Origin of the sequence: Roseovarius sp. (assembly GCF_965277045.1) — a bacterium.
Lineage (GTDB): Bacteria > Pseudomonadota > Alphaproteobacteria > Rhodobacterales > Rhodobacteraceae > Roseovarius.
In genome coordinates, this window is sequence record NZ_OZ255712.1 from 1,148,573 (window position 1) to 1,174,126 (window position 25,554).

Annotated in this window: 25 protein-coding genes; 10 read left to right on the forward strand and 15 right to left on the reverse strand. The window is 65.2% G+C overall.

The features are described from left to right. The first annotated feature begins 107 nt into the window (after window positions 1-107). The 4 genes from cysS to ACQY4V_RS05670 all read left to right on the forward strand — a co-directional run bounded on the left by cysS (window position 108) and on the right by ACQY4V_RS05670 (window position 4,817). On the forward strand, window positions 108-1,511 hold the full coding sequence (gene cysS / locus ACQY4V_RS05655) for a cysteine--tRNA ligase (protein ID WP_428515901.1): 1,404 nt from the start codon (window positions 108-110) through the stop codon (window positions 1,509-1,511). A 187-nt stretch (window positions 1,512-1,698) separates the two neighbouring features. Beyond that, window positions 1,699-3,318, forward strand: a complete 1,620-nt coding sequence (gene cimA / locus ACQY4V_RS05660; RefSeq protein ID WP_428515902.1) for a citramalate synthase — start codon at window positions 1,699-1,701, stop codon at window positions 3,316-3,318. Between the two features lie 3 nt (window positions 3,319-3,321). Next, window positions 3,322-4,041 carry a class I SAM-dependent methyltransferase gene (locus tag ACQY4V_RS05665; protein ID WP_428515903.1) on the forward strand — a complete coding sequence of 240 codons (720 nt, stop codon included), beginning with the start codon at window positions 3,322-3,324 and terminating at the stop codon, window positions 4,039-4,041. 5 nt (window positions 4,042-4,046) lie between these two features. After that, complete coding sequence (locus ACQY4V_RS05670; protein ID WP_428515904.1) at window positions 4,047-4,817, forward strand: squalene/phytoene synthase family protein; 771 nt, start codon at window positions 4,047-4,049, stop codon at window positions 4,815-4,817. A gap of 84 nt (window positions 4,818-4,901) precedes the next feature. Here ACQY4V_RS05670 and ACQY4V_RS05675 read toward each other — a convergent pair whose 3' ends face one another. Continuing rightward, on the reverse strand, window positions 4,902-6,122 hold the full coding sequence (locus ACQY4V_RS05675; RefSeq protein ID WP_428515905.1) for an MFS transporter: 1,221 nt from the start codon (window positions 6,120-6,122) through the stop codon (window positions 4,902-4,904). A 232-nt stretch (window positions 6,123-6,354) separates the two neighbouring features. Here ACQY4V_RS05675 and ACQY4V_RS05680 point away from each other — a divergent pair, with 232 nt between their 5' ends. Genes ACQY4V_RS05680 through ACQY4V_RS05690 form a run of 3 tightly spaced genes read left to right on the forward strand, consistent with a single transcriptional unit; the run spans window position 6,355 to window position 8,371 of the window. Next, window positions 6,355-7,083 (forward strand): cobalt-precorrin-6A reductase, encoded by a 729-nt coding sequence (locus tag ACQY4V_RS05680; RefSeq protein WP_428515906.1) that lies wholly within the window; start codon window positions 6,355-6,357, stop codon window positions 7,081-7,083. Then, a complete protein-coding gene (locus tag ACQY4V_RS05685; RefSeq protein ID WP_428515907.1) occupies window positions 7,065-7,709 on the forward strand; it encodes a DNA-3-methyladenine glycosylase family protein in 645 nt (214 codons plus the stop codon). Before ACQY4V_RS05680 ends, ACQY4V_RS05685 begins: the two co-directional genes overlap by 19 nt. Next, on the forward strand, window positions 7,706-8,371 hold the full coding sequence (locus tag ACQY4V_RS05690) for an alpha/beta hydrolase (RefSeq protein ID WP_428515908.1): 666 nt from the start codon (window positions 7,706-7,708) through the stop codon (window positions 8,369-8,371). The genes ACQY4V_RS05685 and ACQY4V_RS05690 overlap by 4 nt, the downstream gene beginning before the upstream one ends. A gap of 90 nt (window positions 8,372-8,461) precedes the next feature. On the opposite strand, the gene ACQY4V_RS05695 is transcribed toward ACQY4V_RS05690, so the two are convergent. From ACQY4V_RS05695 to ACQY4V_RS05735, 9 genes are all read right to left on the reverse strand, one after another. Continuing rightward, window positions 8,462-9,514 carry a phosphatase PAP2 family protein gene (locus tag ACQY4V_RS05695; RefSeq protein ID WP_428515909.1) on the reverse strand — a complete coding sequence of 351 codons (1,053 nt, stop codon included), beginning with the start codon at window positions 9,512-9,514 and terminating at the stop codon, window positions 8,462-8,464. A 168-nt stretch (window positions 9,515-9,682) separates the two neighbouring features. Beyond that, window positions 9,683-10,588 carry an MBL fold metallo-hydrolase gene (locus ACQY4V_RS05700; protein ID WP_428515910.1) on the reverse strand — a complete coding sequence of 302 codons (906 nt, stop codon included), beginning with the start codon at window positions 10,586-10,588 and terminating at the stop codon, window positions 9,683-9,685. Window positions 10,589-10,624: 36 nt separating this feature from the next. Beyond that, window positions 10,625-11,509: an MBL fold metallo-hydrolase gene (locus tag ACQY4V_RS05705; RefSeq protein ID WP_428515911.1), complete on the reverse strand. Its 885-nt coding sequence runs from the start codon at window positions 11,507-11,509 to the stop codon at window positions 10,625-10,627. A gap of 13 nt (window positions 11,510-11,522) precedes the next feature. Next, window positions 11,523-11,960 (reverse strand): DUF6691 family protein, encoded by a 438-nt coding sequence (locus tag ACQY4V_RS05710; protein WP_428515912.1) that lies wholly within the window; start codon window positions 11,958-11,960, stop codon window positions 11,523-11,525. 3 nt (window positions 11,961-11,963) lie between these two features. Then, the gene (locus ACQY4V_RS05715) at window positions 11,964-12,395 is read right to left on the reverse strand and encodes a YeeE/YedE family protein (RefSeq protein ID WP_428515913.1); all 432 of its coding nucleotides are present in this window, start codon (window positions 12,393-12,395) and stop codon (window positions 11,964-11,966) included. A gap of 3 nt (window positions 12,396-12,398) precedes the next feature. Further along, on the reverse strand, window positions 12,399-12,611 hold the full coding sequence (locus ACQY4V_RS05720; protein WP_428515914.1) for a YgaP family membrane protein: 213 nt from the start codon (window positions 12,609-12,611) through the stop codon (window positions 12,399-12,401). Between the two features lie 133 nt (window positions 12,612-12,744). Then, on the reverse strand, window positions 12,745-13,119 hold the full coding sequence (locus ACQY4V_RS05725) for a VOC family protein (RefSeq protein ID WP_428515915.1): 375 nt from the start codon (window positions 13,117-13,119) through the stop codon (window positions 12,745-12,747). After that, a complete protein-coding gene (locus ACQY4V_RS05730) occupies window positions 13,119-13,802 on the reverse strand; it encodes a Crp/Fnr family transcriptional regulator (protein WP_428515916.1) in 684 nt (227 codons plus the stop codon). The genes ACQY4V_RS05725 and ACQY4V_RS05730 overlap by 1 nt, the downstream gene beginning before the upstream one ends. A 176-nt stretch (window positions 13,803-13,978) precedes the next feature. Then, entirely contained in the window at window positions 13,979-14,851 is an 873-nt protein-coding gene (locus tag ACQY4V_RS05735; protein ID WP_428515917.1) for an NAD(P)-dependent oxidoreductase, read from the reverse strand. A 106-nt stretch (window positions 14,852-14,957) separates the two neighbouring features. Here ACQY4V_RS05735 and ACQY4V_RS05740 point away from each other — a divergent pair, with 106 nt between their 5' ends. The 3 genes from ACQY4V_RS05740 to ACQY4V_RS05750 all read left to right on the forward strand — a co-directional run bounded on the left by ACQY4V_RS05740 (window position 14,958) and on the right by ACQY4V_RS05750 (window position 20,646). Then, window positions 14,958-17,432, forward strand: coding sequence for a penicillin acylase family protein (locus ACQY4V_RS05740; RefSeq protein ID WP_428515918.1), 2,475 nt, complete (start codon window positions 14,958-14,960; stop codon window positions 17,430-17,432). Between the two features lie 230 nt (window positions 17,433-17,662). Beyond that, on the forward strand, window positions 17,663-19,474 hold the full coding sequence (locus ACQY4V_RS05745) for an ABC transporter ATP-binding protein (protein WP_428515919.1): 1,812 nt from the start codon (window positions 17,663-17,665) through the stop codon (window positions 19,472-19,474). Between the two features lie 11 nt (window positions 19,475-19,485). Further along, window positions 19,486-20,646 carry a M20 aminoacylase family protein gene (locus tag ACQY4V_RS05750; RefSeq protein ID WP_428515920.1) on the forward strand — a complete coding sequence of 387 codons (1,161 nt, stop codon included), beginning with the start codon at window positions 19,486-19,488 and terminating at the stop codon, window positions 20,644-20,646. Window positions 20,647-20,651: 5 nt separating this feature from the next. Here the strand turns inward: ACQY4V_RS05750 and ACQY4V_RS05755 are convergent, their stop codons facing one another. From ACQY4V_RS05755 to infC, 5 genes are all read right to left on the reverse strand, one after another. Next, window positions 20,652-20,966, reverse strand: a complete 315-nt coding sequence (locus tag ACQY4V_RS05755) for a TraR/DksA family transcriptional regulator (RefSeq protein WP_428515921.1) — start codon at window positions 20,964-20,966, stop codon at window positions 20,652-20,654. A 61-nt stretch (window positions 20,967-21,027) separates the two neighbouring features. Beyond that, a complete protein-coding gene (locus ACQY4V_RS05760; protein ID WP_428515922.1) occupies window positions 21,028-21,936 on the reverse strand; it encodes an ABC transporter permease in 909 nt (302 codons plus the stop codon). Further along, window positions 21,929-22,936: an ABC transporter permease gene (locus ACQY4V_RS05765; protein ID WP_428515923.1), complete on the reverse strand. Its 1,008-nt coding sequence runs from the start codon at window positions 22,934-22,936 to the stop codon at window positions 21,929-21,931. Before ACQY4V_RS05765 ends, ACQY4V_RS05760 begins: the two co-directional genes overlap by 8 nt. A gap of 43 nt (window positions 22,937-22,979) precedes the next feature. Then, window positions 22,980-24,686 (reverse strand): peptide ABC transporter substrate-binding protein, encoded by a 1,707-nt coding sequence (locus ACQY4V_RS05770; RefSeq protein ID WP_428515924.1) that lies wholly within the window; start codon window positions 24,684-24,686, stop codon window positions 22,980-22,982. A gap of 197 nt (window positions 24,687-24,883) precedes the next feature. Continuing rightward, complete coding sequence (infC, locus tag ACQY4V_RS05775; protein ID WP_428515925.1) at window positions 24,884-25,525, reverse strand: translation initiation factor IF-3; 642 nt, start codon at window positions 25,523-25,525, stop codon at window positions 24,884-24,886. Between the last annotated feature and the right edge of the window lie 29 nt (window positions 25,526-25,554).

Here is a 25,554-nt window from a genome sequence, read left to right on the forward strand (position 1 = left end):
ACCATTTGCTGCATTACCCGCTGACATCGTCAGGCGGGCCGGTCTTCTATTCCATCCTTGAATGTTAGTTGCTAAGCCCGCCGCGGGACCACGCGCGCGAGGACGCCATGACAACTATAAAACTCCACAACACCCGCACCCGGAAGAAAGAGGTGTTCGAGCCTCTGAACAAGGACGATGTGCGCATGTATGTCTGCGGCCCCACCGTCTATGACCGCGCCCATCTGGGTAACGCGCGGCCCGTGGTGGTCTTTGACGTGCTCTACCGGCTCTTGCGGCATGTGGCGAAAGAGAAGGGCTGGGGCAAGGTAACCTACGTGCGGAACTTCACCGACGTGGACGACAAGATCAATGCGCGCGCCGACGAGACCGGGCGGGATATCTCCGACATCACCGCCGAAACCACCCAATGGTTCCTTGACGACATGGGCAGCCTCGGCGCGCTGGAACCCGATCAGATGCCCCGCGCCACGCAGTACATTCCGCAGATGGTCGCGATGATCGAAAAGCTCATCGCCGACGGCCACGCCTACGCCGTCGAGGGCCACGTCCTATTCCGCGTCCGCTCTTACCAGGACTACGGCAAGCTCTCGGGCCGTTCGGTCGACGACATGGTGGCAGGCGCCCGGGTCGAGGTCGCGCCCTACAAGGAAGACCCGATGGATTTCGTCCTCTGGAAGCCGTCCGATGAGACTCAACCCGGCTGGGACAGCCCGTGGGGCCGGGGTCGTCCCGGCTGGCATATCGAATGCTCGGCCATGGCCTATGAGTTGCTCGGAGAAAGCTTCGACATCCACGGCGGCGGCAACGACCTGATGTTTCCGCACCACGAGAACGAGATCGCCCAAAGCTGCTGCGCCCACCCCGAGGGGACATTCGCCAACTTCTGGCTGCACAACGAGATGCTGCAGGTCGAGGGCAAGAAGATGTCCAAGAGCCTGGGCAATTTCTTCACTGTGAAGGACTTGCTCGATCAGGGCATTCCCGGCGAGGTGATCCGCTTCGTGTTCCTCTCCACGCATTACCGCAAGCCGATGGACTGGACGGCCGAGAAGGCGCGCGAGGCGAAGAAGACGATTAAGAACTGGCGATCACAGACGCGAGAGGTCGAACCAAGCGAAGTACCTGAGGACGTGTTGGCGCTACTCGCTGATGATTTGAATACGCCCGGTGTTATAACTGCTCTTCACCGCATGGCCAACGAAGGTGAATTTTCTAAACTGAAAGCTGTCGGTGTTTTGCTGGGCTTGTTGCGAAATGAAATGGGTGACTGGGCGGCGGGTCTTCATACGATGGAAGACTTAGTGAACGACCATGTCGAAGCTTATGATCTAGCCTCAGAGTTGGCTGAAAGGCTAGACGCTGCTAGGGCTGAGAAGAACTACGAAGAAGCAGATCGTATTAGAAAGGTTTTGCAAGAAGCTGGCTTTGAAGTGAAAACGTCCGCAAATGGTACTTCCGTTGAGCCGAACTCCGACTTCGACCCCGCCAAACTGGAGGCCCTCAAATGACCCTCCAATCCTTCTGTTTCGCCCGGCCTCAGGCCGGGCCGCGCCCGACCCTCCCCCCGGGAGGGCGCATTGCCGACGTCACGCGCCGAACCCATGTGCGGCTTGACTGCGCCGCCTCGCGTCGCTTGCCCGTCGCACATGCCCTCCCAGGGTCGGGCGCGGCCCTTCCCGCCAAGGGATCGAACCAATGACCAAGACCCGCCTCAGCCTCTACGACACAACCCTGCGCGACGGGCAACAAACCCAAGGCGTGCAATTCTCCACCGCCGAGAAACAGGCCATCGCCACCACGCTCGACCAGCTCGGCGTCGATTACATCGAAGGCGGCTGGCCCGGGGCCAATCCCACCGACAGCGCCTTCTTCGACGCCGCGCCCGAGACCCGCGCCCGCCTCACCGCCTTCGGCATGACCAAGCGGGCCGGGCGCAGCGCGGAGAACGACGACGTGCTGGCCGCCGTGATGAACGCCGGCACCGCCTCGATCTGCCTCGTCGGCAAGACCGATCTCTTCCACGTCGAAACGGCGCTGGGCATCGCCCCCGATGAAAACCTCGAAAACATCTCCGCCTCCATCGCCCATATCGTCAAACAGGGCCGCGAGGCGCTTTTCGACGCCGAGCATTTCTTCGACGGCTACGCCCGCGATCCCGCCTATGCGCTGGACTGCCTCAAGGCCGCGCACGGCGCCGGCGCCCGCTGGATCGTGCTCTGCGACACCAATGGCGGCACGCTGCCGCACCGCATCGCCGACGTGGTCTCGGATGTCATCGCCGCCGGCATCCCCGGCGAGCGGCTGGGCATCCACACCCATAACGACACCGAAAACGCCGTCGCGGGCAGTCTGGCGGCGGTCGACGCCGGCGCCCGCCAGATCCAGGGCACGCTCAACGGTCTGGGCGAACGCTGCGGCAACGCCAACCTCACCGCGCTCATCCCCACGCTCCTGCTCAAGGAACCCTATGCCAGCCGCTACGCCACCGGCGTCACGGCGCAGGCGCTCGAAGGCATCACCATGGCCTCGCGCCAGCTGGACGAAATCCTCAACCGTGTCCCGATGAAGCAATCCGCTTATGTGGGCGCCTCCGCCTTCGCCCACAAGGCGGGGCTTCATGCCAGCGCCATCGTCAAGGACCCGACCACCTACGAACATATCGACCCCGCCACCGTCGGCAACGCCCGCATCATCCCGATGTCCAACCAGGCGGGCCAGTCCAATCTTCGCAACCGCCTGTCCGAGGCGGGGCTTGAGGTCGAAAAGGACAACCCCGCGCTCCCGCGCATCCTCGAAGAGGTCAAGACCCGGGAGAACCGTGGCTACACCTACGACATGGCGCAGGCGAGTTTCGAGCTGGTCGCCCGCCGAGAACTGGGCCTTCTGCCCGAGTTCTTCGAGGTCAAGCGCTACAAGGTCACGGTCGAGCGCCGCAAGAACAAGTACGATAGGATGGTGTCGCTGTCCGAGGCCGTGGTGGTGGTCAAGGTCGACGGGGAAAAGAAACTGTCGGTCAGCGAGTCGATGGACGAGACCGGCACAGATCGTGGCCCGGTCAACGCGCTGTCCCAGGCCCTGGCCAAGGATTTGGGTCGCTACCAGGACGCCATCGCCGACATGCGGCTGGTGGACTTCAAGGTGCGCATCACCCAGGGCGGCACCGAGGCCGTGACCCGCGTCATCATCGACTCTGAGGACGGGCAGGGGCGGCGCTGGTCCACCGTGGGCGTGTCGCCTAACATAATCGACGCGTCGTTCGAGGCGCTGCTCGACGCGATAAACTGGAAACTCCTGCGCGACGGCGGCGAGGCCTGAGAGGTGGACGACGCCTTCCTGACGCTCCACCGCGAGATGACCCGGCAAGGCCCCGGCACATCCGAGGATGTCCGCTGGGCCCTCAGCCAGCTTGACCTGCCCGACGCGCCCAATGTGCTCGACGCCGCCTGCGGCCCCGGCGCCGACCTCGTGACACTCGCCGAAGCGCTGCCCCGGGCGCGGATCGAAGGCATCGACCAGCTGCCCCACCTTGTCGAAGAGGCCCGCACGACCACCGCCCGCTTTACCAACGTCACCGTCGACACCGGCGACATGGCGCAGATCAGCGGGTTTTACGACCTCATCTGGTGCGCCGGCGCGCTCTATTTCCTCGGCGTCACCGAAGGGCTGAAACTCTGGAGGCGCGCCCTCACGACAGAAGGCGCCGTGGCCTTTTCCGAACCCGTCCTCAGTCCCGAGGCACCGCAGGCCGCCCGCGATTTCTGGGCCGACTACCCGGCAATCTCCGACCTCGACGGCATCACCGCGCGGGTCGAGGCGGCAGGCTACACCGTGCAGGATCATCGCCTCATCACCGGCATGGCCTGGGCGGAGTATTACGCCGAACTCGGCGGCCGCATCGCCACCCTGCGCCCCGGTGCCGACACGGCATTGACCCAAGTCCTCGACGCCGCGCTGCGCGAAATCACCCTCTGGCGGCAGGCGCCCGGCGATATCGCCTACGCGCTTATCCTTGCGCGCCCCGGCTTCGGGCCTACCTGACGGCCATGGCGCTCGATCCCGACATCATGGCCTGCGCGGGCCTCGTGCAGCGCGGCGACCCCGAGCGTTTCGCCGCCACGATGGCCGCCCCGGTGCCCGCGCGCGAAAAGCTCTTCCCGCTTTATGCCTTCAATGTCGAGGTTTCCCGCGCGCCGTGGGTCACGCAGGAATCCATGATCGCCGAGATGCGCCTGCAATGGTGGCGCGACGTGCTTGAAGAGATCCGCACGGGCGCCGAGGTCCGACGCCACGAGGTCGCCACGCCTTTGGCCACGGTGCTGGAAACGGACATGGCCGCGCGCCTGGATGCTCTGGTCGAGGCCCGCCGCTGGGACATCTACCGCGACCCGTTCGAGGACATGAGCGTCTTCCGCGCCCACCTCACCAACACGTCGGGCCTGCTGCTGCTCGCCGCCGCACGCGCCCTTGGCGACGCGCTCGAGGCACCAATCCTCAAGGCAGGCTACGCCCAGGGCGTCGCCAACTGGCTGCGCGCCGTTCCGGAACTGGAACGCCAAGGCCGCATCCCGCTGGTCGAAGGCACGCACGCGGCCATCCGCGCTCTGGCCGACGACGCGCTGACAGATTTGGCAGAGGCCCGCCACACGCGCCTTGCGCCGGAAGTACGTCCGGCCATGCTGGCTCTCTGGCAAACCGACGCGATCCTGAAAAAGGCCCGCCGCGACCCCGCCGCCGTCTCGGAAAACCGCTTGACCCTTCCGCCCTTCCGCTCCCGCCTCGGACTGATGCGCCGAGCCCTGACCGGACGCTGGTAAACGGAGCGCCTCCGGCGCGCTCTATAGGGGAATGAGGGGCGCTGCCCCTCAAACTCCCCGGAGTATTTTCGGCAAGAAAAAGCCTCAGGCTGTCTTCGGCCGCATCACCAGCCAGATCAACGCGCCACCCGCCAGGGTCAGAAGCGGCACCATGGCCAGGTTCACCGCCGTCCACCCGGCCTCTGCCGTGCCACCCGAGCAGTTCATCAATCCGCCCGAGGCCAGCGAGGCCAGCGTCACGCCGCCAAAGACCAACAGGTCGTTCATACCCTGCATCCGGCCGCGTTCATGCACGTCGTGGGCGCCCGCCAGCATCGTCGTCGCTCCGATAAAGCCGAAATTCCAGCCCAGCCCCAGCAGGATCAGGGCGATGAAGAAATTCTCGATCTCCACCCCCTGCAGCGCCACGACACCGGCGGCGGCCAGGATCACAAGGCCCGCGCCCACGATCCGCTCCACCCCGAACCGCGCGATCAGATGCCCGGTAAAGAACGAGGGCGCGAACATCGCCAGCACGTGGCCTGTCACGATGTCCGCCGCGTTGCCCTCGGTGAACCCGCACCCCACCACCGCCAGCGGTGTCGAGGTCATCACCAGGTTCATCAGCGCATAGGACACCATGGCGCAGATCACCGCCACCGCGATCCGCGGCGTGGTCAGCAATTCCCACCGGGTCCGCCCCCTGGGACTGTCCGGCGCGGGCGGCGGGGGTTTCGGAATGTCCAGGAAGAAGAACAGCAGCGCGCCCAAAAGGTTGATCGCGATTACCGCCAGGTACGTGCCCAGGAACGGGACCACCATCGCCTGGCTCGTCACCTTCACCAGTTGCGGTCCAATGATGGCGCTCGCCAGTCCGCCCGCCAGCACATAGGAAATCGCCTTGGGCCGGAAATCGTCGCTCGCGGTGTCCGCGGCGGCGAAGCGATAAAAGCCCTGCGCCGACATGTAGATCCCGGTCAGGAAACTGCCCGCCAGGTACACCGGAAAGGATGCCAGATAAAGGCCATAACCCGCGAGCGCCGCCCCTGCGGCACCCCCCATGGTCCCGATCAGGAACCCGGCCTTGCGCCCGAACCGCTGCATCACCATCGACAGCGGGTTGGCCGAGATCATCGAGCCCAGCACGATCAGCGAGATCGGCAGCGTGGCGAAACAGACGTTGCTGGCAAGGCTCTGCCCGGCCAACCCGCCGACAACGAAGATCATCGCCATCTGCGCCCCCAGGATGGCCTGCGCCAGCACCAACACGATCACGTTGCGCTTTGCGCGGCGGTCATCTTCAAGGGGCAGGGCGGTCTCGGTCATGCCGCCTTGCTAGACCCCTCTCGAGAGGCCCACAAGACCCCAAATCAATACCAGCCCCTGCTTTTCCTCTGGCCAAAAATATCCCGGGGAGCGCGAGGGGCAGCGCCCCTCGCATCGGTCGTATTGCGCAAGGCGCAATGCGAAATTGGCCCATTGGCGCGACCGCCTTGCCCGCCTATAGTCCGCCGGCCATGCCAAGACGACCCGTTCCCCCATCCCCAAGGCCCGCCCCGTGACGCTCCTTCTCCTGGCCGGCACGGGCGAGGCCAAGGCCATCGCCACCCGACTGCGCAAAGAGGGAATCGCGGCAACCGCGTCGCTCGCCGGCGCGTCCCGCGCGCCCGCACCTCTCGACATTCCCACCCGCAGCGGCGGGTTCGGCGGCGAGGCCGCGTTCCGCGCCTACCTCTCCGAACACGGGATCAATGCCGTTCTCGATGCCACGCACCCTTTCGCCGACCGGATCTCGCAGCGCACCGCCCGGGTCTGCGCCGACCTCGGAATGCCCTACTGCCAGGTCCTGCGCCCGTCCTGGACACCGGGGCCGGGCGATGACTGGACCCTCATCGACCGCGAGGAGGAGGCCGCCGCCCACATCGCGCCGGGTTCGACCGTCTTTCTCGCCACCGGGCGCCAGACGCTCCACCGCTTCGCCAACCTTTCGTCCTGCACCGTCATCAGCCGGCAGATCAACATCCCCGACACCCCGTTTCCCTTTCCCAACGGGCGCTTCCTGCCCGGCACCCCGCCGTTCTCGGAAGGCCAGGAATACGACCTTTTCAAATCGCTTGGCATCGACTGGCTCGTCGCCAAGAACGCCGGCGGCCCCACGCCCCGCACCAAGCTCGACGCCGCGCGCCGCCTGGGCCTCCGCGTGGCGCTGATCAACCGTCCGCCCCAGCCGGACGCCCGCCGCGTCGAGACCGTCGAGGACGCCCTTGCATGGGTGCGTTCGCTGTGACCGGGCGCATCATCGGAACCCACGCGGACGTCGCCGAAGGCGTGGCGCACCTCACCGCCAACTGCCCGCGTATGGCACACGCCTTCGCCCAGACCGGCCCGCTTCCCCTGCGCCGCCGGCCCGACGGCTTTGCCGAGCTCCTGTCGGCCATCGTCAGCCAGCAGGTCTCCACCGCTTCCGCAGCCGCCATCTGGGGCCGCATGAGAACCGCAGGCCTCACCGGCCCGCGCAAGATCAAATGGGCCAGCGACGAGGACCTGCGCGCCGTGGGCCTCAGCCGCCAGAAGATCCGCTACGCCCGCGCGCTCTCGGACGCGGGGATCAACTTCAAGGCCCTCCGCGATGCTCCTACCGACGAGGTCATCGCCACGCTCACCCAGGTCCCCGGCATCGGCACCTGGACGGCCGAGATCTACGCCATGTTCTCGCTCGGCCGGGCCGACGTCTTCGCCCCGGGCGACCTTGCCCTGCAAGAGGCCGCGCGCCTCCTCTACGACCTGCCCGAACGCCCCCGCGACCGCGCCCTGCGCGACATGGCGACCGCCTGGAGCCCATGGAGATCGGTTGCAGCCCGCCAGCTCTGGGCCTACTACCGTGTGGCGAAACAAAGGGAAGGCATCAGATGACCCGCGTACTTCAGGCCGGCCGCAAGGAACCTCTTTCGGGCACGACCCGCTCCGTCGTCGTCTTCCTGCACGGCTACGGCGCCAACGGGGCCGACCTCCTGGGCCTGGCCGACCCGCTGGCCGAACACCTGCCGGATACGCTCTTCGTCGCCCCCGACGCGCCCGAGACGATCCCGATGATGCCCACCGGCTACCAGTGGTTTCCGATCCCCTGGATCGACGGCTCTAGCGAGGAAGAGGCCCATCGCGGGCTCGTCGCCGCCGCCGAGGATCTCAACGCTTTCCTCGACGCGCTCATGGTGGACGAGGACGTGCTGCCCGAACAAGTCGTGCTCTTCGGCTTTTCCCAGGGCACGATGATGGCCCTGCATGTCGCCCCGCGCCGCGAGGACGAGATCGCCGGCATCGTCGGCTTCTCGGGCCGCCTCCTGCAACCCGAACTCCTGGCCGACGAGGTGGTCAGCCGCCCGCCGGTGCTTCTGGTCCATGGCGACGCCGACGACGTGGTGCCGCCGCAATCCTTGCCCGAGGCCGCCGAGGCGCTTCAATCCGCGGGCTGGAAAGAGGTCTATGCCCACGTGATGAAAGGCACCGCCCACGGCATCGCTCCCGACGGTCTGTCCGTGGCGCTCGCCTTCATGCGCGACAAGCTCAGCCTCTGAAACCAACGCGGTTTCGCCGTCCACCCGGCGCAATCAAACGCGGTTCCGCCGTCCCCGCGTAGGGTGGGTGAAAACCCACGCGTCCCCCGGCTACTCCCCCGGCACCCCCGGCAAAACCGCGCGCTCAACGGCCTTGCCCGACGCCAACCCCAGGATCACCGCCCGCAAGGCGCCCCAGATCGCCACGACCAGCGCCGAGGACACCACCCCGTCCACCGCGTAATGCCACCCAAGGTGCACAGACCCCACCCAGATGAAGAGCGTATAGGCGACGCCCGCCAGCCCCAGCCACCGGCTGACCCCGAAGAACAGCAGCGCCCACATCGCCGCCAGCGCCACATGCATCGACGGCATCGCCGAGATCCCGTATCCCAGCCCGATCGTCCCGGCCTTGTACCCCGCCAGCAACTCCGCCTGGAAAACCCGCGAGGCGATCCCCGGCACCTCCGCCGCCTGTTCCGCCAGCCGGGCTTTCAAAGGCTCGAACTGGCCCGCCTCGAACAATGCCCCGTCATAGACCGGCCCCGCCGATGCGAACATCCCCGCCAGCACGCAGCCGATCACGAACCAGCTGATCAGGAACGTCCCGATGTAACAGGCACGCGCCAGCGGCCCCGCCACCATCAGCCCGCAGATCACATAGGCGATCATCATCGGATAGAACCACGCGTGGTAGAACTGGTCGATCCACCATGTCGCCGCCGCGCTGCCGAACACCGCGTGGCTCAACACCCACGGGTCATGCCCCATGAACATCGCCCGGTCCCACGCGATGAAATCCGCATCCCACGTGAACCCGTATTCCGGCAGCACCACGGTCTTGTGCACTGTAAAACTGGCCATCGTCACGATGAACGCCACCAGCGGCACCACCACGTTCAGAAACCTTGCCCGCCGCTGATGCGCCAGCCAATCCTTCACGAACCCCAGACGGTCCACTGGCGCCGGGCCGCGCACGGCCTGGCCGATCAGCCCCAGGCAGACCAGAATCAGCGCCCCCGCCGCCCACATGCTCAGGCCCAGCCCGGTGTAATGCACCAAAGGCACCGCGAAATGCCGCAACGAGACCGCCGGCGCGGCCCAGGTCCAGGCAAGAATGGCCGCGGTCACGGCCAGGAAAATGCGGTTTACGATGCGGTCCATGCCAAACCCCGTGGTCTCCAGCCCGTCCCGGATGCCACGGCAGACGCCCCATTTTGAGGCGCGATTGCGGTCATTGCATGAAAAAGGGCAGGAGCGTGTCGCCTCGGCTCCCGGTTGTTCTGCCCTGACATCCGCGTAGGGTGGGTGAAAACCCACGCGCACGTCCCGCTAGAACCTGTTCGCCGGGATCTTGAAATAGCTCCTGCCGTCTTCCTCCGGCTCGGGCAACCGCCCGCCGCGCAGGTTGACCTGCAACGCCGCCAGCATCCGGTCGGGCAGGGCCAGCGTCGCATCCCGGGTCTCGCGCCGGGCCACGTACTCCGCCTTGCTCGCCCCGTCCTTCAGGTGGATGTTCTCGCGCTTCTGCTGACCCACCGTGCTTTCCCAGGCAGGCTCTTCGCGGCTGTCGGTGCCGTAATCGTGCCCGATGAAGACGCGGAACGCCTCCGGGTGGTCCAGGATCCGCATGATGCTGTCATATAGCTCCGCCGCCGTCCCGCCCGGAAAATCCGCGCGCGCCGTGCCCGCGTCCGGCATCATCAGCGTGTCATGCGCAAATATCGCGTCGCCCACGATATAGGTCACGGACCCCAGCGTATGGCCCGGCGACAGCATCACCTTCACGTCCAGATTGCCGATGTTGAAGCTGTCGCCATCGGCAAACAAGCGGTCGAAATGCGGATTGACCGGAAAGGCGTGCGGCGCGTTGTAATAATCCCGCCATAGCGCTGCAATCTCGCGCACCTTCTCGCCGATCCCCGTGGGCGCGCTGGTCTGCTCCTTCAGCCAGGCGCTCGCCATCAGGTGATCCGCATGCGGATGCGTATCGAGGATCCATTCCAGTTCCAGCCCGCGTTCCGCGATAGTGTCCAGCGCCCATTGCGCCGGCGCGAACCCGGTGGAGAATGATTTCGGGTCCAGCGTCTGCACCACGTCGATCAGCGCCGCCTTCCGGGTCTCGGGGCAGATGCAGATATACTGGCAACTTCCTGTATCCTCGTCATAAAACCCGATCACCTCGGGGCTTCCCGCGCCATTCGACGCGGATATCTTGCTCAGGATGTCGTCGCTCATGCGATCCCTCCGACTGCTCTTGAAATCTGCGGTGCCTTACAAACCGTTCAACGGCACCTTCAGCACCGGGTTCCCGTGTTCGTCCGTCGGCACCTTGCCCGCCCGCATGTTCACCTGCAGCGACGGGATGATCAGCTTGGGCATGGCCAGCGTTGCGTCCCGCTCTGTGCGGAACTTGACGAACTCCTCGCGGCTCTTGCGGCCGCCAACGTGGATGTTGTGCGCCTTTTCGTCGCCCACGCTGGTCTCCCACGCGATATCCCTGCCATTCGGCCCATAGTCGTGACACATGAACAGCCGCATCGCGTCGGGCAGGGCCAGCACCTTCTGAATACTGTCGTAAAGCTGCCCGGCATCCCCGCCCGGAAAATCCGCCCGGGCCGAGCCGCCGTCGGGCATGAACAGCGTATCCCCCACAAACGCCGCGTCGCCCATCACGTGCACCATGCAGGCGGGCGTATGGCCGGGCGTGTACATGGCGAAACATTCCATCTCGCCCACGCGGTAGGTGTCGCCATCCTCGAACAGCGCGTCGAACTGCGACCCGTCACGCTGAAACTCGGTGCCTTCGTTGAACACCTTGCCGAACGTGTCCTGCACCACCATGATCTTGGATCCGATCCCGATCTTGCCGCCCAGCTTGTCCTGGATATAGGGCGCGGCGGACAGGTGGTCGGCATGGACATGCGTCTCGATGATCCACTCCAGCCGCAGGCCCTGATCCTCGATCTGCCGGATCAGTTCGTCGGCATGGTCATAGGTGATCCGCCCGGCGGCGTAATCTATGTCCATCACGCTGTCGACGATGGCACAGGCGTCGCTGTCGGGCTCCTTCACGATATAGCTGATCGTGTTGGTCGCCGCGTCGAAAAAGCCCTGCACCTGCGGGTGCACGTCCATCCGGACGGGATACTCGGTCATCGTCATGCCTCCTTTACGCCTCGGTCTTTCGCGGGAACAGCGGAAGTCCCTTTGCCAGCCGCGCCAGCGCCAGCCCGACGCCAACCGTAACCAGGAACAGGATAACCTCCCAGCGGCCCGTGCCAAGCGCTGGAATGGCCGCACCGGGGCAGAATCCCGCGATCCCCCATCCGACCCCGAAGAGGGCCGAACCGCCGACCAGCCTGCCGTCGATCCCGCTCGCGCTAGGCTGCTGGAACCGCGCGGCGAACAGCGGCGCGGACCGCCGCCAGACCACGCGGTAGCCGACAAAGGTCACCACCACGGCGCCCCCCATCACGAAGATCAGGCTCGCATCCCAAATCCCTGCGATATCGAGAAAATTCAGCACCTTCGCCGGGTTGATCATCCCCGACAGGGTGATCCCTGCTCCGAAAACCATGCCCGTCAGGACAGCGAACAGAAGTCTCATCGCTCAGCCTCCGATCACGTGGCGGATGACATAAACAGTGACCGCCGCCGTGCCCATGAAGACCGGCACCGCCACGATGGACCGGCGCGACAGGCGCGACAGCCCGCATACCCCGTGCCCCGAGGTACAGCCGGACCCGAGGCTCGCCCCGAATCCCACGACGATCCCGCCGATCACGATCATCGCCGGGCTGACCGGAACCTCGATCTCGGGCCAGCGCCCGGTCGCCAGGAACATCAGCCCCGGCACCAGGACCATGCCCAGCATCAGCGCCGCGCGCCACGACCGCTCCTCGCGGTCTTCGGCGAATACAAAGCCCGACAGGATGCCGGTCGCGCCCAGGATGCGCCCCAGCCCCAGCATCAGCAGCACCGCCGCCAGCCCGATCAGCGCGCCACCGGCCAGCGCCGCAAACGGTGTAAACGCCGTCTCCATGGGTCAGCGCGCGCAGGTCCGGACACCGAGGATGGAATAGACCGGGCAGACCCGCACCGCCGCCACGATCAGCATCACGACGCCCACGCCGGCGGCCCCGTATTTCCAGACCGGCGCCTCGAACGCGGGCAGCCCGCTGAAGAACGCAAGATACAGCAGCACGGCCCCCAGGGCGGCGCGCAGGATACGGTCGATTGTGCCTACATTGACGGTCATGGTGTCCTCCATGGAAATGATGCCCTATCGGTACGCCTCGGGACGGCGCGCGTCAGTGACATAGTCACCCAGGCGGCAACAGGTCTACGCCCCGCCGCGCAGTCGCGTTGGGCTGGCCCTGCAAGGGCGTCCTTCAGGCGTCTTGCCCCGGCGTCGCCGATGCGCGGCTCGACACCTGGATCGCGTTGCCTGCCGGGTCCTTGGAATTGGCAAAGCTGTAACCGTCCGCCTCGTGCACCTTGCCGAACACCAACCCATTGTCACGGGCGGCGGCACAAAACGCGGCCACATCCTCGACGTCGAAGACCAGCTTCACCAGAACCTGACCTTCCTTCTGCTTCGCCGCTGCCCTATGCAGAAGAATCGCCGCGCCGCCTGCCTCGGGGCGCAGCTCCACGATCCTGTCGCCCGCGGCGCGGATCACCTGAAACCTGAAATGCCGCGCATAGAACGCCGCCATCTCGTCCAGCTTGTGGGTATAGATCACCAACCGACCAAGCGCGGGCATCAATGGCTCTCCGCCAGCGCCCGCAGCGTCGGTTTGTCCACCAGCGCGATGCGCCCCCGCGACTGCTGCACCAGCCCGCGTTTCTGGAAATCCGCCAGCACGCGCGAGATCACCTCCCGCGCAGTGCCCAGTTCGCTCGCCAGGTCCTGGTGCGTCGCCGCGATCTCCTTCCTGTCGCCCGCCAGCGCCAGCAGTCGCTCGGCCAGCCGCACATCGATCCGCCCGAACGCCACATCGTCCACCACCCGCAGCATGTCGATCAGCCGCCGCGAATAGGCATCGAAGACGAACTTGCGAAACGGTTCCGCCTCGGCCACCAGCCGGTCGAACTCGGGCTTCGGCAGGACCACGGCGGTCACGTCCGTCTCGGCGATCCCTTCGGCGTTATAGGCTTCCTCGGCCAGCATGCAGGCGGTGGTCAGCACGCAGCTGTCCCCGGCCTCCACCCGGTAAAGCACGATCTCGCGCCCGCCTTCCGAGGTTTGCGACACGCGAATCCGCCCATCGTAGAGAAAGAACAGCCTGTCCGGCACGTTGTCCGGCCCGAAGACCTGGGTGCCTTTCTCCAGCCGGACGATCCGCGCCGCCCGGATCAGCCGGTCGCGCACGTCACGGGGCAGGGCGCGTGTCCCCTTGAACCGCTCCGTCCAGTCCGCGATGCCTGTCGTCCCGTCCGCGCTCATCTTTCCGCCTCTTGCGTGACTTTGTCACCGACGTCCGCCGCTGTGACGCCTAGGTTCAAACCACTCCCTGCCGGGCCAGCCGCCAGCTTCGTCACCAAGTTGCGCATGACGGCGCGCGGCGGCACACCCGACAGACAGCCCGAGGCGGGGCCACGCATCCCGGCCCCGCCTCGCGCTTATCCCAGCTTGCGCAGCCGCTTGATCAGGCTCGACGTGTCCCAACGCCCGCCACCCATCTTCTGCACATCCTTGTAATACTGGTCCACCAGCGCCGTCACCGGCAGCGACGCGCCGTTCTCGTTCCCGGTCTTCAGGCAGATCCCCAGGTCCTTGCGCATCCAGTCCACCGCAAAACCGTGCTCGAACTGGTCGTCCAGCATCGTCTCGTAGCGGTTCGCCATTTGCCAGCTGCCGGCGGCACCCTGGCTGATCACCTCGACCACCGCGCGGCCATCGAGCCCCGCCTTCTCGGCGAAATGCAGCGCCTCGGACAGGCCCTGCACCAGCCCGGCAATGGCGATCTGGTTGCACATCTTGGTCATCTGGCCCGCGCCGCTCTCGCCGATCCGGCGGCAGAGCTTCGCGTAGGTCTCCATCACCGGCTCGGCCCTGGCATAGACTTCCGCGTCGCCGCCGCACATGATCGACAGCTGCCCGTTTTCCGCCCCGGCCTGACCGCCCGAGATCGGCGCATCGACATAGCCGATCCCGGCCTCCTTGGCGGCGGCATAAAGCTCCTCGGTCACCTGCGCCGACACGGTCGTGTGGTCGACAAAGGTCGCCCCCTTCGCCATCCCCGCGAACGCGCCATCATCGCCCAGGCAGACCGACCGCAGATCGTCGTCATTGCCCACGCAGGCCATCACGCACTCCGCGCCGTCGGCGGCCTCGCGCGGGGTGGGGGCGTGACGCCCGCCATGCTCCTTCACCCAGGCCTCGGCCTTGGCCGCCGTCCGGTTGTAGACGCACACGTCATGCCCCGCCGACGCCAGGTGTCCGGCCATCGGATACCCCATCACGCCCAGTCCCAGAAATGCCAGCTTCGTCATCGCAATCTCCCTCGTGCCTTCGCGCCGCATTGTGAAGAGCGGCCCATTGTCTATGCCGGGATTTGTGACTATCCCCACCGGAATGGCAACCTAACGTGGGTGGAACATGGCGCAAGTGTTCAAATGGCTGGTGCGGATCGCGGGCGGGATGATCCTGCTCGGCCTGGTCGCGCTGGTGGGCGTCTATTTCCTGCTGTCGCGTTCGCTGCCGGACTATTCCAAGGACCTCGACGTGATCGGCATCCTGGAGCCGGTCGAGATCGTCCGCGACAACGCCAACGTGCCGCATATCTTCGGCACCAACGACCCCGACACGTTCTACGGGCTGGGTTACGCCCATGCGCAGGACCGGCTGTGGCAGATGGTGATGATGCGCCGCACCGTGCAGGGGCGCCTGTCCGAGGTGTTCGGCCCCCGCACTGTCGAGATCGACAAGATCCTCCGCCGCTTCGACCTCTACACGCTCGCCCAGCGGTCGGTCGAGGCGCAGGACACCCAGACGCTTGCCGCCCTGCGCGCCTATTCCGCCGGGGTGAACGCGCGACTGAAGGAGATCAACGAATCCGCTCTGGGCCGCGGCGCGCCCGAGATGTTCATCTTCAACAATCCCGTGGCCCCGTGGACGCCCGCCGATTCCATCGCCATCGTCAAGCTCATGGCGGTGCAGCTTTCCGCGCATCTGGAAGAGGAAGTGCTCTACGCCCACGCAGCGCTTGAGCTGGACGATGCCGACCGCCTGGCCGACATCATGCCGCTGGCCCCCGGCACCGGCATCGCCGCGCTGCCCGAATATGCCAGCCTTTTCCCCGAGGGCACGCAATTCGCCCACAACAATGCTCCCGGTATCCCCGACCACCCGCTGTCGCCCTTCAGGAAACGGGCCTTCGCCGGCGCCTCCAACGCCTGGGCCGCCGCGCCCAAGCGCTCGGCCTCGGGCGGCACGCTGCTGGCCAACGATCCTCACCTTGGCCTGACCGCGCCCGCCATCTGGTACCTCGCCCGGCTGGAGCTGCAGACCGGCGGCGTCATCGGCGCCACCATCCCCGGTGTGCCCATCGTCATGGCCGGGCGCAGCGCCGACCTGGGCTGGGGGGTCACGTCTTCCTATCTCGACGACCAGGACCTCTTCATCGAGCGCTTGAACCCCGACAACCCGCAGGAATATCTCACACCCGACGGCTACAAGCCCTTCCGTACCGAAAGCACCATCATCCGCATCGCGGATGCCGCCCCGATCACGCTCACCCTGCGCTGGACGGAAAATGGTCCCGTGCTCCCTGGCTCGCATTACAACCTGGCCGACGTGACGCCCCCGGGCCACGTCGCCTCGCTGGGCTGGACGGCCCTCTCGGACAGCGACACGACGCTGTCCTCGGCCATGGCCCTGATGCGTGCGGCATCGGTGGAAGAGGCCATCGCGGCAGGCGAGAGCTATATCGCGCCGTCGCAGAACCTGACGCTGGTGGACCAGTCCACCATCGCCATGAAGACCATCGGCGCCATGCCCCGCCGCGACGCAGAGCACGAAACGCGCGGCCGCTACCCGTCGCGGGGATGGGAAGACAAGAACCGCTGGCAGGGGACGCTGGCCTATTCAGCAAACCCCGAGTTCGTGGCCCCCGCCGGTGGCATCCTGGGTAACACCAACAACAAGACCCTGGACCGCCCCTTTCCCAACCATGTCAGCTACAAGTGGGGCGACACGCAGCGCGTCTTCCGCTGGCGCCGCCTGATGCAGAACCGCGAGGTGCATACCCGCGACAGCTTCATCGAAGCGCAGCTCGATACCGTCAGCTTCACCGCCCGCTCGCTTTTGCCGCTCATCGGCAAGGACCTGTGGTTCACCGGCGAAGCCGCGCCCGACGGCACGCCGGAGCGTCAGCGCCAACGCGCGCTCACCCTGCTGTCCGAGTGGAACGGTGAGATGAACGAGCATTTGCCCGAGCCGCTGATCTACGCCGCCTGGCTGCGCGAATTGCAACGCCGCCTGATCGTCGATGAGCTCGGCCCCCTGGCGGACGAGTTCACCCATCCCGATCCGGTCTTCATCGAACGTGTCTACCGCGACATCGACGGCGCGTCGGCCTGGTGTGACATCCGACAGTCCACGGTCGAGGAAACCTGTTCCGACGTCGCCCGCATCGCGCTCGACGCGGCGCTGATCTGGATCGACGAACGCTATGGCAGCGCGCTGGAAAGCCTGCGCTGGGGCGACGCGCACCAGGCCACGCATGATCACCAGGTTCTGGGCGAAGTGCCGCTGCTGCGCTACTTCGTCAACATCCGCCAGTCGACCTCGGGCGGCGACAACACGCTCCTGCGCGGGCGCACGCGCGGGCAGGGACCCGACCCCTTCCAGAACGTGCACGGCGCGGGCTATCGCGGGGTCTACGATTTCGCCGATCCCGACAGCAGCGTGTTCATCACCGCGACCGGGCAATCGGGCCACTTTCTCAGCCGGCACTACGACGACATGGCCCAGCTCTGGCGCCGGGGGGAATACATCCCGATGTCGCTCGATGCCGATCTCGCGCGCGCCGCGTCGGTCGGGATCACCCGCCTGACACCCGCCGCCCCCTGATGGTCCGCGCGCCATTTTCTGCGCAGAAAATGTCCCGGAGAATACATATTCTCCGGTTGCAGAATTTGCGCAAATTCTGCGCCGCTCCGGTGCTCCGGTGATCCCGAAAACCGCACCGTCGCAATACCACCCGGATACCGACGCGATACCGACGCTGATCTTCGCCCTTCAATGTGCAGTCGGTCATCGCGAAATTGACCTCTCCCAAGCCCGCTGCTTAACTCCCTGACATGCGCGACATGCCTCTTGCCCAGATCGAAAACCTCGGCGTGACGTTCCGGTCCGATGCCGGCTACACCGTGGCCGTGCGCGACGTCTCGTTCGACATTCTGCCTGGCGAAACCCTTGCAATCGTTGGGGAATCCGGCTCCGGCAAGTCCGTGACCTCACTCGCCCTGATGCGTCTTGTCGGCTTCGAGGGGGGCCGGATCACCGGCGGCCGGTTGATGTTCGACGCAGGCTCCGGGCCTCTCGACCTCGGAAAACTGACGCAAAAACAGATGCGTAGCCTGCGCGGCGCCCGGATCGGCATGATCTTCCAGGAACCCGTGACCGCCCTCAACCCGGTCTTCACTATCGGCCGTCAGCTGACCGAAGGTCTGCGCAAACACAAGCGGCTCAGCCGCGCCGCTGCGCGCGCCAAGGCCTTGGAATTACTGCAAGAAGTCCGCCTCTCCGAACCCGAACGCCGCCTCTCGCAATTCCCCCACGAACTCTCTGGCGGCATGCGCCAGCGCGTAATGATCGCCATGGCGCTGGCCTGCGAGCCGCGTCTCCTGATCGCCGACGAGCCCACCACCGCCCTCGACGTCACCACCCAGGCCGAGATCCTGGCCCTCATCGACCACCTCCGCCACGACCACGCAACCGCCGTTCTTTTCATCACCCACGACATGGCCGTCGTGGCCCAGGTGGCCGACCGCGTCGTGGTCCTGAAGGACGGTGAAAAAATCGAGGGAGGCCCTGTTTCGCAAGTCTTTTCGTCGCCCTCGCATCCTTACACGCGCAAGCTTCTTGGCGCCGTGCCGCGTCTGGGCGACATGCGCGGAAAACCGGCGCCGGAGCCGTTCGCGCTCGATCCCGAAGCGCCGCCGAAACCCATACCGGGGCAGGGCACCGAACTTCTCCGGGTCGAGCATTTGTGCACCCGGTTTCCGGTAAGGGGCGGGCTTTTGCGGCAAATCGTGGGTCGTGTTCACGCGGTCGAGGATGTGTCCTTCTCCATCAACGCCGGTCAAACCCTTGCCTTGGTTGGTGAATCCGGCTGTGGCAAGTCCACCGTGGGCCGTTCCCTTCTGCGCCTGGTCGAGCCCGATCGCGGCCGCATCTCGCTGGGCGGACAGGACATAACCGCCTTGCCCGCCGCCGAACTGCGCCGCGCGCGCGCGCAGATGCAGATGATCTTCCAGGACCCTTACGGCAGCCTCAATCCCGTGCTGCGCCTAGCCGAGCAGGTGGCCGAACCCCTGCGCAATTTCACCAATCAGAACAAGGCTCAACGCACTGACCGCGTGACAGCCCTGTTCGACCGGGTCGGCCTGCCAGGCAGCTTTCTCGACCGCTACCCGCACGAGTTGTCCGGTGGCCAGCGTCAGCGCGTCGCAATCGCGCGCGCCCTAGCGCTTAACCCGAAATTAATCGTCGCCGACGAAGCTGTCTCGGCGCTGGACGTCAGCGTGCAGGCGCAGGTTCTCAATCTCCTGATGGAATTGCAGGCCGAACTGGGGTTGTCTTACCTCTTCATCAGCCATGACATGGCGGTGGTCGAGCGGGTCAGCCATCACATCGCGGTCATGTATGCCGGGCGCATCGTCGAGCGCGGGCCCCGTGCCGTCGTGTTGGAAGATCCCCGGCATCCCTACACGCGCGCGCTCCTGCGCGCTGTCCCCGTGGCAGACCCTGACCAACGGCGGCTGATAAGTGATTTGAGTTTCAAACCGATTCCGTCTCCGATACACCCCAAGGATCACGACCCCGGCCCGTCGCTCTATCGCGAGGTTTCGCGGGATCACGTCGTTCTGACTTCGGATTGTGGATACTGAAAGGACCGCGCATGCCCATCAAGAACCGCTTTGCAGAAATGCAGGATGAGATAACGGCATGGCGACGTGATATTCACGAGAACCCCGAAATCCTCTTTGATACCCACCGCACCAGCGCACTGGTTGCCGAAAAACTGCAAAGCTTCGGCTGCGACGAGGTCGTAACCGGGCTGGGTCGCACCGGCGTCGTGGCGGTCATCAAAGGGCGCGAGCACAGCTCGGGCCGCACCATCGGCCTGCGCGCCGATATGGACGCACTGCCGATTCACGAGGCGACGGGGCTCGACTATGCCTCCAAGACGCCCGGCGCGATGCACGCCTGCGGCCATGACGGTCACACCGCCATGCTGCTGGGCGCGGCGAAATATCTTGCGGAGACGCGCAATTTCAACGGCACTGCCGTCATCATCTTCCAGCCCGCCGAAGAGGGCGGCGGCGGCGGCAAGGAGATGTGCGACGACGGATTGATGGAACGCTTCGGCATCCAGGAGGTCTACGGCATGCACAACTGGCCGGGGGTCGAGCCGGGTCAGTTCGCCATCCGTCCCGGCCCGTTCTTTGCCGCCACCGACAGGTTCGATATCGAGGTCGAAGGCAAGGGCGGCCACGCGGCCAAGCCACATGAAACCATCGATCCCACGGTCGTCACCGGCCACCTGGTGACCGCGCTTCAGACCATCGTCAGCCGCAATGCCGATCCGATCCAGCAGATCGTCGTCTCGGTGACCTCGATGGAAACCTCGTCGCACACGTTCAACGTGATCCCGTCACGTGTCACGCTGATGGGCACCGTGCGCACGCTCAGCAACGAGACGCGAGAGCTGGCCGCGACCCGGATGAAGGGCATCTGCGACCATATCGGCGCGGCCTTCGGCGCCGAGATATCGCTTGGCTACGAGTACAACTACCCGGTCATGGCCAACCACGAAGAGCAGACGGATTTCGCCGCCGAGGTGGCAAAATCGGTGTCAGGTCAATGCGATACGGCCCCGCTTGTCATGGGCGGCGAGGATTTCGCCTTCATGCTCGAGGAACGGCCGGGGGCCTATATCCTTGTCGGCAATGGTCCCTCGGCCCCGGTTCATCATCCAGAGTACAACTTCAACGACGAGGTCATCCCCGCCGGCTGCAGCTGGTGGGCCGGGATCATCGAACAGCGGATGCCGGCCTGATTCGGTCAGGCCGCGCAGTGGGCGCAGAACGGTGTGTCCGGCAGGAACTTCAGCCGGGCCTCCGGGATGTTTTCCCCGCAGGCACTGCAGATACCATAAGTGCCCGCCCTGATCCGCTCCAGCGCGGCATCGATTCGGCGGAGCTCTTCCAGTTCCGCCAAACCCAGCGCCTCGAGCACCTCGTCGCCCTGCCGCTCCGAGGCGCGGTCTTCCCAGTCTTTGGGTGGTGTCTCGTCCAACGTGCGTTCGACGGTGTTCAAATGAGCGGTCAGCGTTTCGCGGCGTTTTAGCAACGCGTTTTTCCGGGCTTCGTGCTTCATGATGGCCTCCCTTTCGCGGGCTCCATATTCGCAGGCCAAGCCTGTCCCGCCTTGATCCCGATCAAAGCCGCGCGGTTCGGGCGCGCAGCTTGGGGTCGAGCGCATCGCGCAGCCCGTCGCCCATGAAATTCACGCTGAGAACGGTGAGCGAGATCATCAGGCCCGGCCAGAACACGCGCCAGGGGAACTCCGCCAGATAGACCACGCCATCGCTCAGAAGGCGCCCCCAGGTGGGAAAATCGGATGGAAAACCCAGGCTCAGAAAACTCAGGGCGCTTTCGGTTATGATCGCGTTGGCAATCCCGAGCGTGGCGGAAACCACCACCGGCGACAGGACGTTCGGCAGCACATGCCGGGTGATCTGGCGAAAGCGCGTGGTGCCCGAGGCGCGTGCCGCCAGGATGAATTCGCGCTCCCGAACGCTCAGCACGTCGGCCCGCACGATCCGTGCTACGGGCATCCAACTGGTCAGTCCGATCGCGGTGACGACCAAAAGGAAAATTCCCATCTCCGTACCAACCGCGGCACTCAGCGCTTCGCGGAAAAGCATCACGATGACCAGCAGCAAGGGAAGAAGGGGCAGGGACAGAAACAGGTCCGTCAGCCGCATCAACGGCCCGTCGAGTCGGGGAAAGAACCCGGCGGACACACCCACCAGCGTGCCCAGCCCCACCGACAGGACCATGGCCGCCACCCCGACCGCCAGTGAGATACGTCCCCCCACCAGCACCTGTGCCAGCACGTCCCGGCCCAGCTGATCGGTTCCGAAGGGATGCGCCAGGCTGGGCGCCGCGTTGCGGGCGGAGAAATCCAGCGCATCGGGCGGGATGCTCCACAGGGACGGGCCAAGCAGTACGGCCAGCACGATACCGGCAAAAAGGTATGCGCCGAAGACGGCACCCTTGTGGCGCAGGAATTGGCGCCGGACGTCGCGCCAGAGGCCGGTTTTGGCGCGCGCCCGGTCAGTCATAGCGGATCCTCGGATCGAGCAGACCATAGAGCAGGTCCGCAGCCAGGTTGGCGAGAACGATCAGGACCGCGAACAGGAATGTCAGCGTCTGAACCATGGGCAGGTCGTTGGCCTTGATCGCACCAATCAACTGCGCGCCGATGCCGTTTATCGCGAACACCTGCTCGGTGATGATGGCCCCGCCGAACACTGCCGGGGCGCCCAATGCAATGACGGTTACCACCGGGATCATCGAATTGCGCAGGACGTGCACCATCACCACCGCCCACTCTCCAAGCCCCTTGGCCCGCGCCGTGCGCACGTAATCCTGGCCGAGGTTGTCCAGCATGGCAGAGCGCAGATAGCGGCTGATCTGCGCCGTGGTCTGTACCGACAAGACCAGCACGGGCAAGACCATCTGCCGGACCTGATAGATGAAGCTGTCCCAATCCCTCACGCTATGCGTTGTCTCGTAGATGAAGGGCAGCAGGTCGAGTTGAACCGCGAAGACATAGATGACCAAGGGGCCGGTCAGGAACGGCGGCAGGGAATAGCCTAGCATGGTCACGAAGGTGCCGGCGTTGTCGAAGACCGAGTATTGCCGATAGGCCGAGTAGATCCCGATCGGCAAGGCCACGAGAATGCCGACCACATAAGCCGTACCGACGACCCAAAGGGTCTGGGGCAGGGCGCGGGCGATCTCGGCCATGACGGGCGCACGGCTCTGCCAACTCAGGACCCGCAGCTTTCCATCGGCGAGGGATGTGCCGAACACGCTATCCAACAGCACTTGCGGCTCGATCCAGAAGAATTGCACCATCCACTTCCAGAACCGCACATGCACGGGCTCGCCAAGGCCGAGCGCCTCGCGCATCTGTGCCTTCACCTCGGGCGAAATCGTTTGGGGCAGGTTGCCCATGGGATCGCCCGGCGCGAGTTCCAGCAACAGAAAGATGATCAACGCGATCAGGATCAGGGCCGGTATCGAAAGCAGCAATCGGCGCAAAGCGAATGTCAGCATTCAGCCATGTCCATTGGCGGCCCCCATCGTACCCTTTTCGGGTTCACTCCGCAGACTTGCGGTACCAGTCCGCCGCGTTCCACAATTCGCTGTCCCAGGTGTTCATGACGATACCACCCAGGCTGTCTACATGGGCCGAAACGCGCCCGCGATGTACGAGCGGCAGAATCGCGAAATCCTGTATCAGCATGTCGTTGAGCGCTCGTGCCAGTTCGGCACGGGCCTCCAGGCCTGCGGTTTCGCGAAACTCTTGCACCAGGGCATCGTATGCCTCGTTGCAATAGCGCGGCATGTTGGTGCCCTGCCACTGGTTTTCCGGTGTCGGAATGCGCTCACATGTCCAGCTGGCCATATACGCCTCGGGGTCCGTGCCATCGAACATCTGGGCGTACATCTGCACGTCGGCAAAAAACTTCTGGTAAGTGTCCGGACTGTTCGGATCGCTTCCGAAAAAGACGTTCCCGTCGATGCTGCGCAGTTCGGTTTCGACCCCGATCTCTGACCACCAGCTCTTGATCGCCGCCTGAAAGGTCTGGCGGACCGCGTTGGTGGAGGTTTGAAACAGAATGCGCAGATCGATCCCGTCCTTGTCGCGGATGCCATCGCCATCACTGTCGGTCCAGCCGGCCGCGTCCAGCAGCGACTTGGCACCTGCGATGTCCTGGGTCTTGCAGGCCTCGTTGGCGTCGGAGGCATAGATTTCCGGCGCGGGCAGGATGTTGCAGGTCATCGCACCCGCCTCGCCATAGCCGATCTCGACAAGGATCGCCCGGTCGATCGCCAGGCTCAGGGCCTGGCGCACGGCGACATCGGTCAGAAACGGGTGGTCATGCGCCCGGGTCGAACGCTCGTCCCCAAGCGCGGCCGAGGGATCGGTCAGATTGAGAACGACACGTTCAACCAGCGTCCCGAACGCCGAAACGATGCTGCCTTTGCCCGCCGCCTGCATCCCGTCCAGCACCTCGGGCGGCAGTTGCAGGTTCCAGGCGTAGTCGTAATCCGCGGTTTCCAGCACGGCCCGGCCCGCATTTTCGGCGGTGCCACCTCCCTTGATAAGCAAGCTGGCGAAGGCAGGCTTCTCGGGCTCCCGGAAATTCGGGTTGGCGGACATCTTGACGATGTCCCCCGCCCGAAACTCGTCCAACACGAACGGGCCGGTTCCTATGGGATAGAAATTGGCGTCTGTGCAGGTCGGCGCGCGGTCGCCAAGGCAATCGGCGAATTGCCGTGACTGCAGGATCGGGGCCGAGGATCCCACGAACGCGTCGTAGGGAAACGGCTTTGCCTCGTCGAAGCGTATGACGACCGTCCGGTCATCCGGCGTATCTATGGCGGTGATCCCGGCGAACTTGTCGGCATGCGCGCAACCGCCACCCTCGGCGGTGCAGTATGTCCAGGTGAAACGGACATCGCTGGAGGTGACGGGCGTGCCGTCCGACCAAAGCAGCCCGTCGGTCAGGGTCCAGGTGACGGATTTCATGTCCTCGCTGACGCCGCCGTTTTCCAGCGTCGGGATCTCGTCCACCAGCCAAGGCACCATCGTGCCCGTCTCGTCGTAGCGCGCCAGCGGCTCGAGAACCAGGCTGGCGGACTCGATGTCCTTAATTCCGCCTGTCAGATAGGGGTTCATGATCGACGGGGCCTGCCAGAAGATCACGTTGACCTGTCCGTCGCTTGCCCGTTCTGCGGCGCAGACCTGCGCGACGCTACATGCAAGCATCGCCGCCGCGGTCAGCTGTCCCCACTGCATCTCCGTGTCCCCTTATGGTTCGTGCCACCTCCCACGACGCCGACAATGGCCTGTCGTGAACCCCTGGGTCGTGTGAGTGATGGGGTCCGGGAGTATGACGACGGCATCTGACCATTTGCCCGGCGGAAAATCAAGCGGTCAGCCCGGTCGGGGCAGACCGAAGACGCGACAAAACCTGTCTGCGTAACTTATGGGGTCTACCTGGCGCCCGGCGCGATGATCATGATCATCTGGCGGCCTTCCATCTTCGGCATGTTCTCGACCTTGCCGATTTCCTTGATGTCCTCGGCCACCCGTTGCAGCAGGTCGCGGCCCAGGTCCTGGTGCGCCATTTCGCGGCCACGGAAGCGCAGCGTGATCTTGACCTTGTCGCCGTTTTCCAGAAAGCGGAAGACGTTGCGCATCTTGACGTCATAATCGTGCGTATCGGTGTTGGGGCGGAACTTCACCTCCTTCACCTCGATGACCTTCTGCTTCTTGCGTGCCTCGGACTCGCGCTTCTGCTGTTCGTACTTGTACTTGCCGTAGTCCATGATCTTGCAGACCGGCGGATTGGCGTTCGGCGAGATTTCCACGAGGTCCAGACCGGCCTCTTCCGCCATGCCCATGGCCCGTTCTGGCGTCACGACGCCAACGTTTTCGCCATCCGCGCCGATCAGGCGGATTTCCGGAACGCGGATTTTATCGTTGATGCGGGGGCCGGTGTCGCGCGTCGGGGGCGCGTTGTGTGGTCTGCGGGCTATGGTTTTTGTCCTTCGATCGTTCAACAAGTTTGAGGTCGCAAGGTAACTGCGGCCAAGGGGTGTTTCAAGCGGCAAAATGGGCTGGCAGTGCCCCAAGCGAAGGTAATTTCCCCTTGCGCACGCCG

Bases quoted from the DNA above. Each gene is read 5' to 3' on its own strand.
- cysS (WP_428515901.1), top strand. From the start codon at position 108: ATGACAACTATAAAACTCCACAACACCCGCACCCGGAAGAAAGAGGTG.
- cimA (WP_428515902.1), top strand. From the start codon at position 1,699: ATGACCAAGACCCGCCTCAGCCTCTACGACACAACCCTGCGCGACGGG.
- ACQY4V_RS05670 (WP_428515904.1), top strand. From the start codon at position 4,047: ATGGCGCTCGATCCCGACATCATGGCCTGCGCGGGCCTCGTGCAGCGC.
- ACQY4V_RS05675 (WP_428515905.1), bottom strand. From the start codon at position 6,122: ATGACCGAGACCGCCCTGCCCCTTGAAGATGACCGCCGCGCAAAGCGC.
- ACQY4V_RS05685 (WP_428515907.1), top strand. From the start codon at position 7,065: ATGGGTGCGTTCGCTGTGACCGGGCGCATCATCGGAACCCACGCGGAC.
- ACQY4V_RS05690 (WP_428515908.1), top strand. From the start codon at position 7,706: ATGACCCGCGTACTTCAGGCCGGCCGCAAGGAACCTCTTTCGGGCACG.
- ACQY4V_RS05695 (WP_428515909.1), bottom strand. From the start codon at position 9,514: ATGGACCGCATCGTAAACCGCATTTTCCTGGCCGTGACCGCGGCCATT.
- ACQY4V_RS05700 (WP_428515910.1), bottom strand. From the start codon at position 10,588: ATGAGCGACGACATCCTGAGCAAGATATCCGCGTCGAATGGCGCGGGA.
- ACQY4V_RS05705 (WP_428515911.1), bottom strand. From the start codon at position 11,509: ATGACCGAGTATCCCGTCCGGATGGACGTGCACCCGCAGGTGCAGGGC.
- ACQY4V_RS05710 (WP_428515912.1), bottom strand. From the start codon at position 11,960: ATGAGACTTCTGTTCGCTGTCCTGACGGGCATGGTTTTCGGAGCAGGG.
- ACQY4V_RS05715 (WP_428515913.1), bottom strand. From the start codon at position 12,395: ATGGAGACGGCGTTTACACCGTTTGCGGCGCTGGCCGGTGGCGCGCTG.
- ACQY4V_RS05720 (WP_428515914.1), bottom strand. From the start codon at position 12,611: ATGACCGTCAATGTAGGCACAATCGACCGTATCCTGCGCGCCGCCCTG.
- ACQY4V_RS05725 (WP_428515915.1), bottom strand. From the start codon at position 13,119: ATGCCCGCGCTTGGTCGGTTGGTGATCTATACCCACAAGCTGGACGAG.
- ACQY4V_RS05730 (WP_428515916.1), bottom strand. From the start codon at position 13,802: ATGAGCGCGGACGGGACGACAGGCATCGCGGACTGGACGGAGCGGTTC.
- ACQY4V_RS05735 (WP_428515917.1), bottom strand. From the start codon at position 14,851: ATGACGAAGCTGGCATTTCTGGGACTGGGCGTGATGGGGTATCCGATG.
- ACQY4V_RS05740 (WP_428515918.1), top strand. From the start codon at position 14,958: ATGGCGCAAGTGTTCAAATGGCTGGTGCGGATCGCGGGCGGGATGATC.
- ACQY4V_RS05745 (WP_428515919.1), top strand. From the start codon at position 17,663: ATGCGCGACATGCCTCTTGCCCAGATCGAAAACCTCGGCGTGACGTTC.
- ACQY4V_RS05750 (WP_428515920.1), top strand. From the start codon at position 19,486: ATGCCCATCAAGAACCGCTTTGCAGAAATGCAGGATGAGATAACGGCA.
- ACQY4V_RS05755 (WP_428515921.1), bottom strand. From the start codon at position 20,966: ATGAAGCACGAAGCCCGGAAAAACGCGTTGCTAAAACGCCGCGAAACG.
- ACQY4V_RS05760 (WP_428515922.1), bottom strand. From the start codon at position 21,936: ATGACTGACCGGGCGCGCGCCAAAACCGGCCTCTGGCGCGACGTCCGG.
- ACQY4V_RS05765 (WP_428515923.1), bottom strand. From the start codon at position 22,936: ATGCTGACATTCGCTTTGCGCCGATTGCTGCTTTCGATACCGGCCCTG.
- ACQY4V_RS05770 (WP_428515924.1), bottom strand. From the start codon at position 24,686: ATGCAGTGGGGACAGCTGACCGCGGCGGCGATGCTTGCATGTAGCGTC.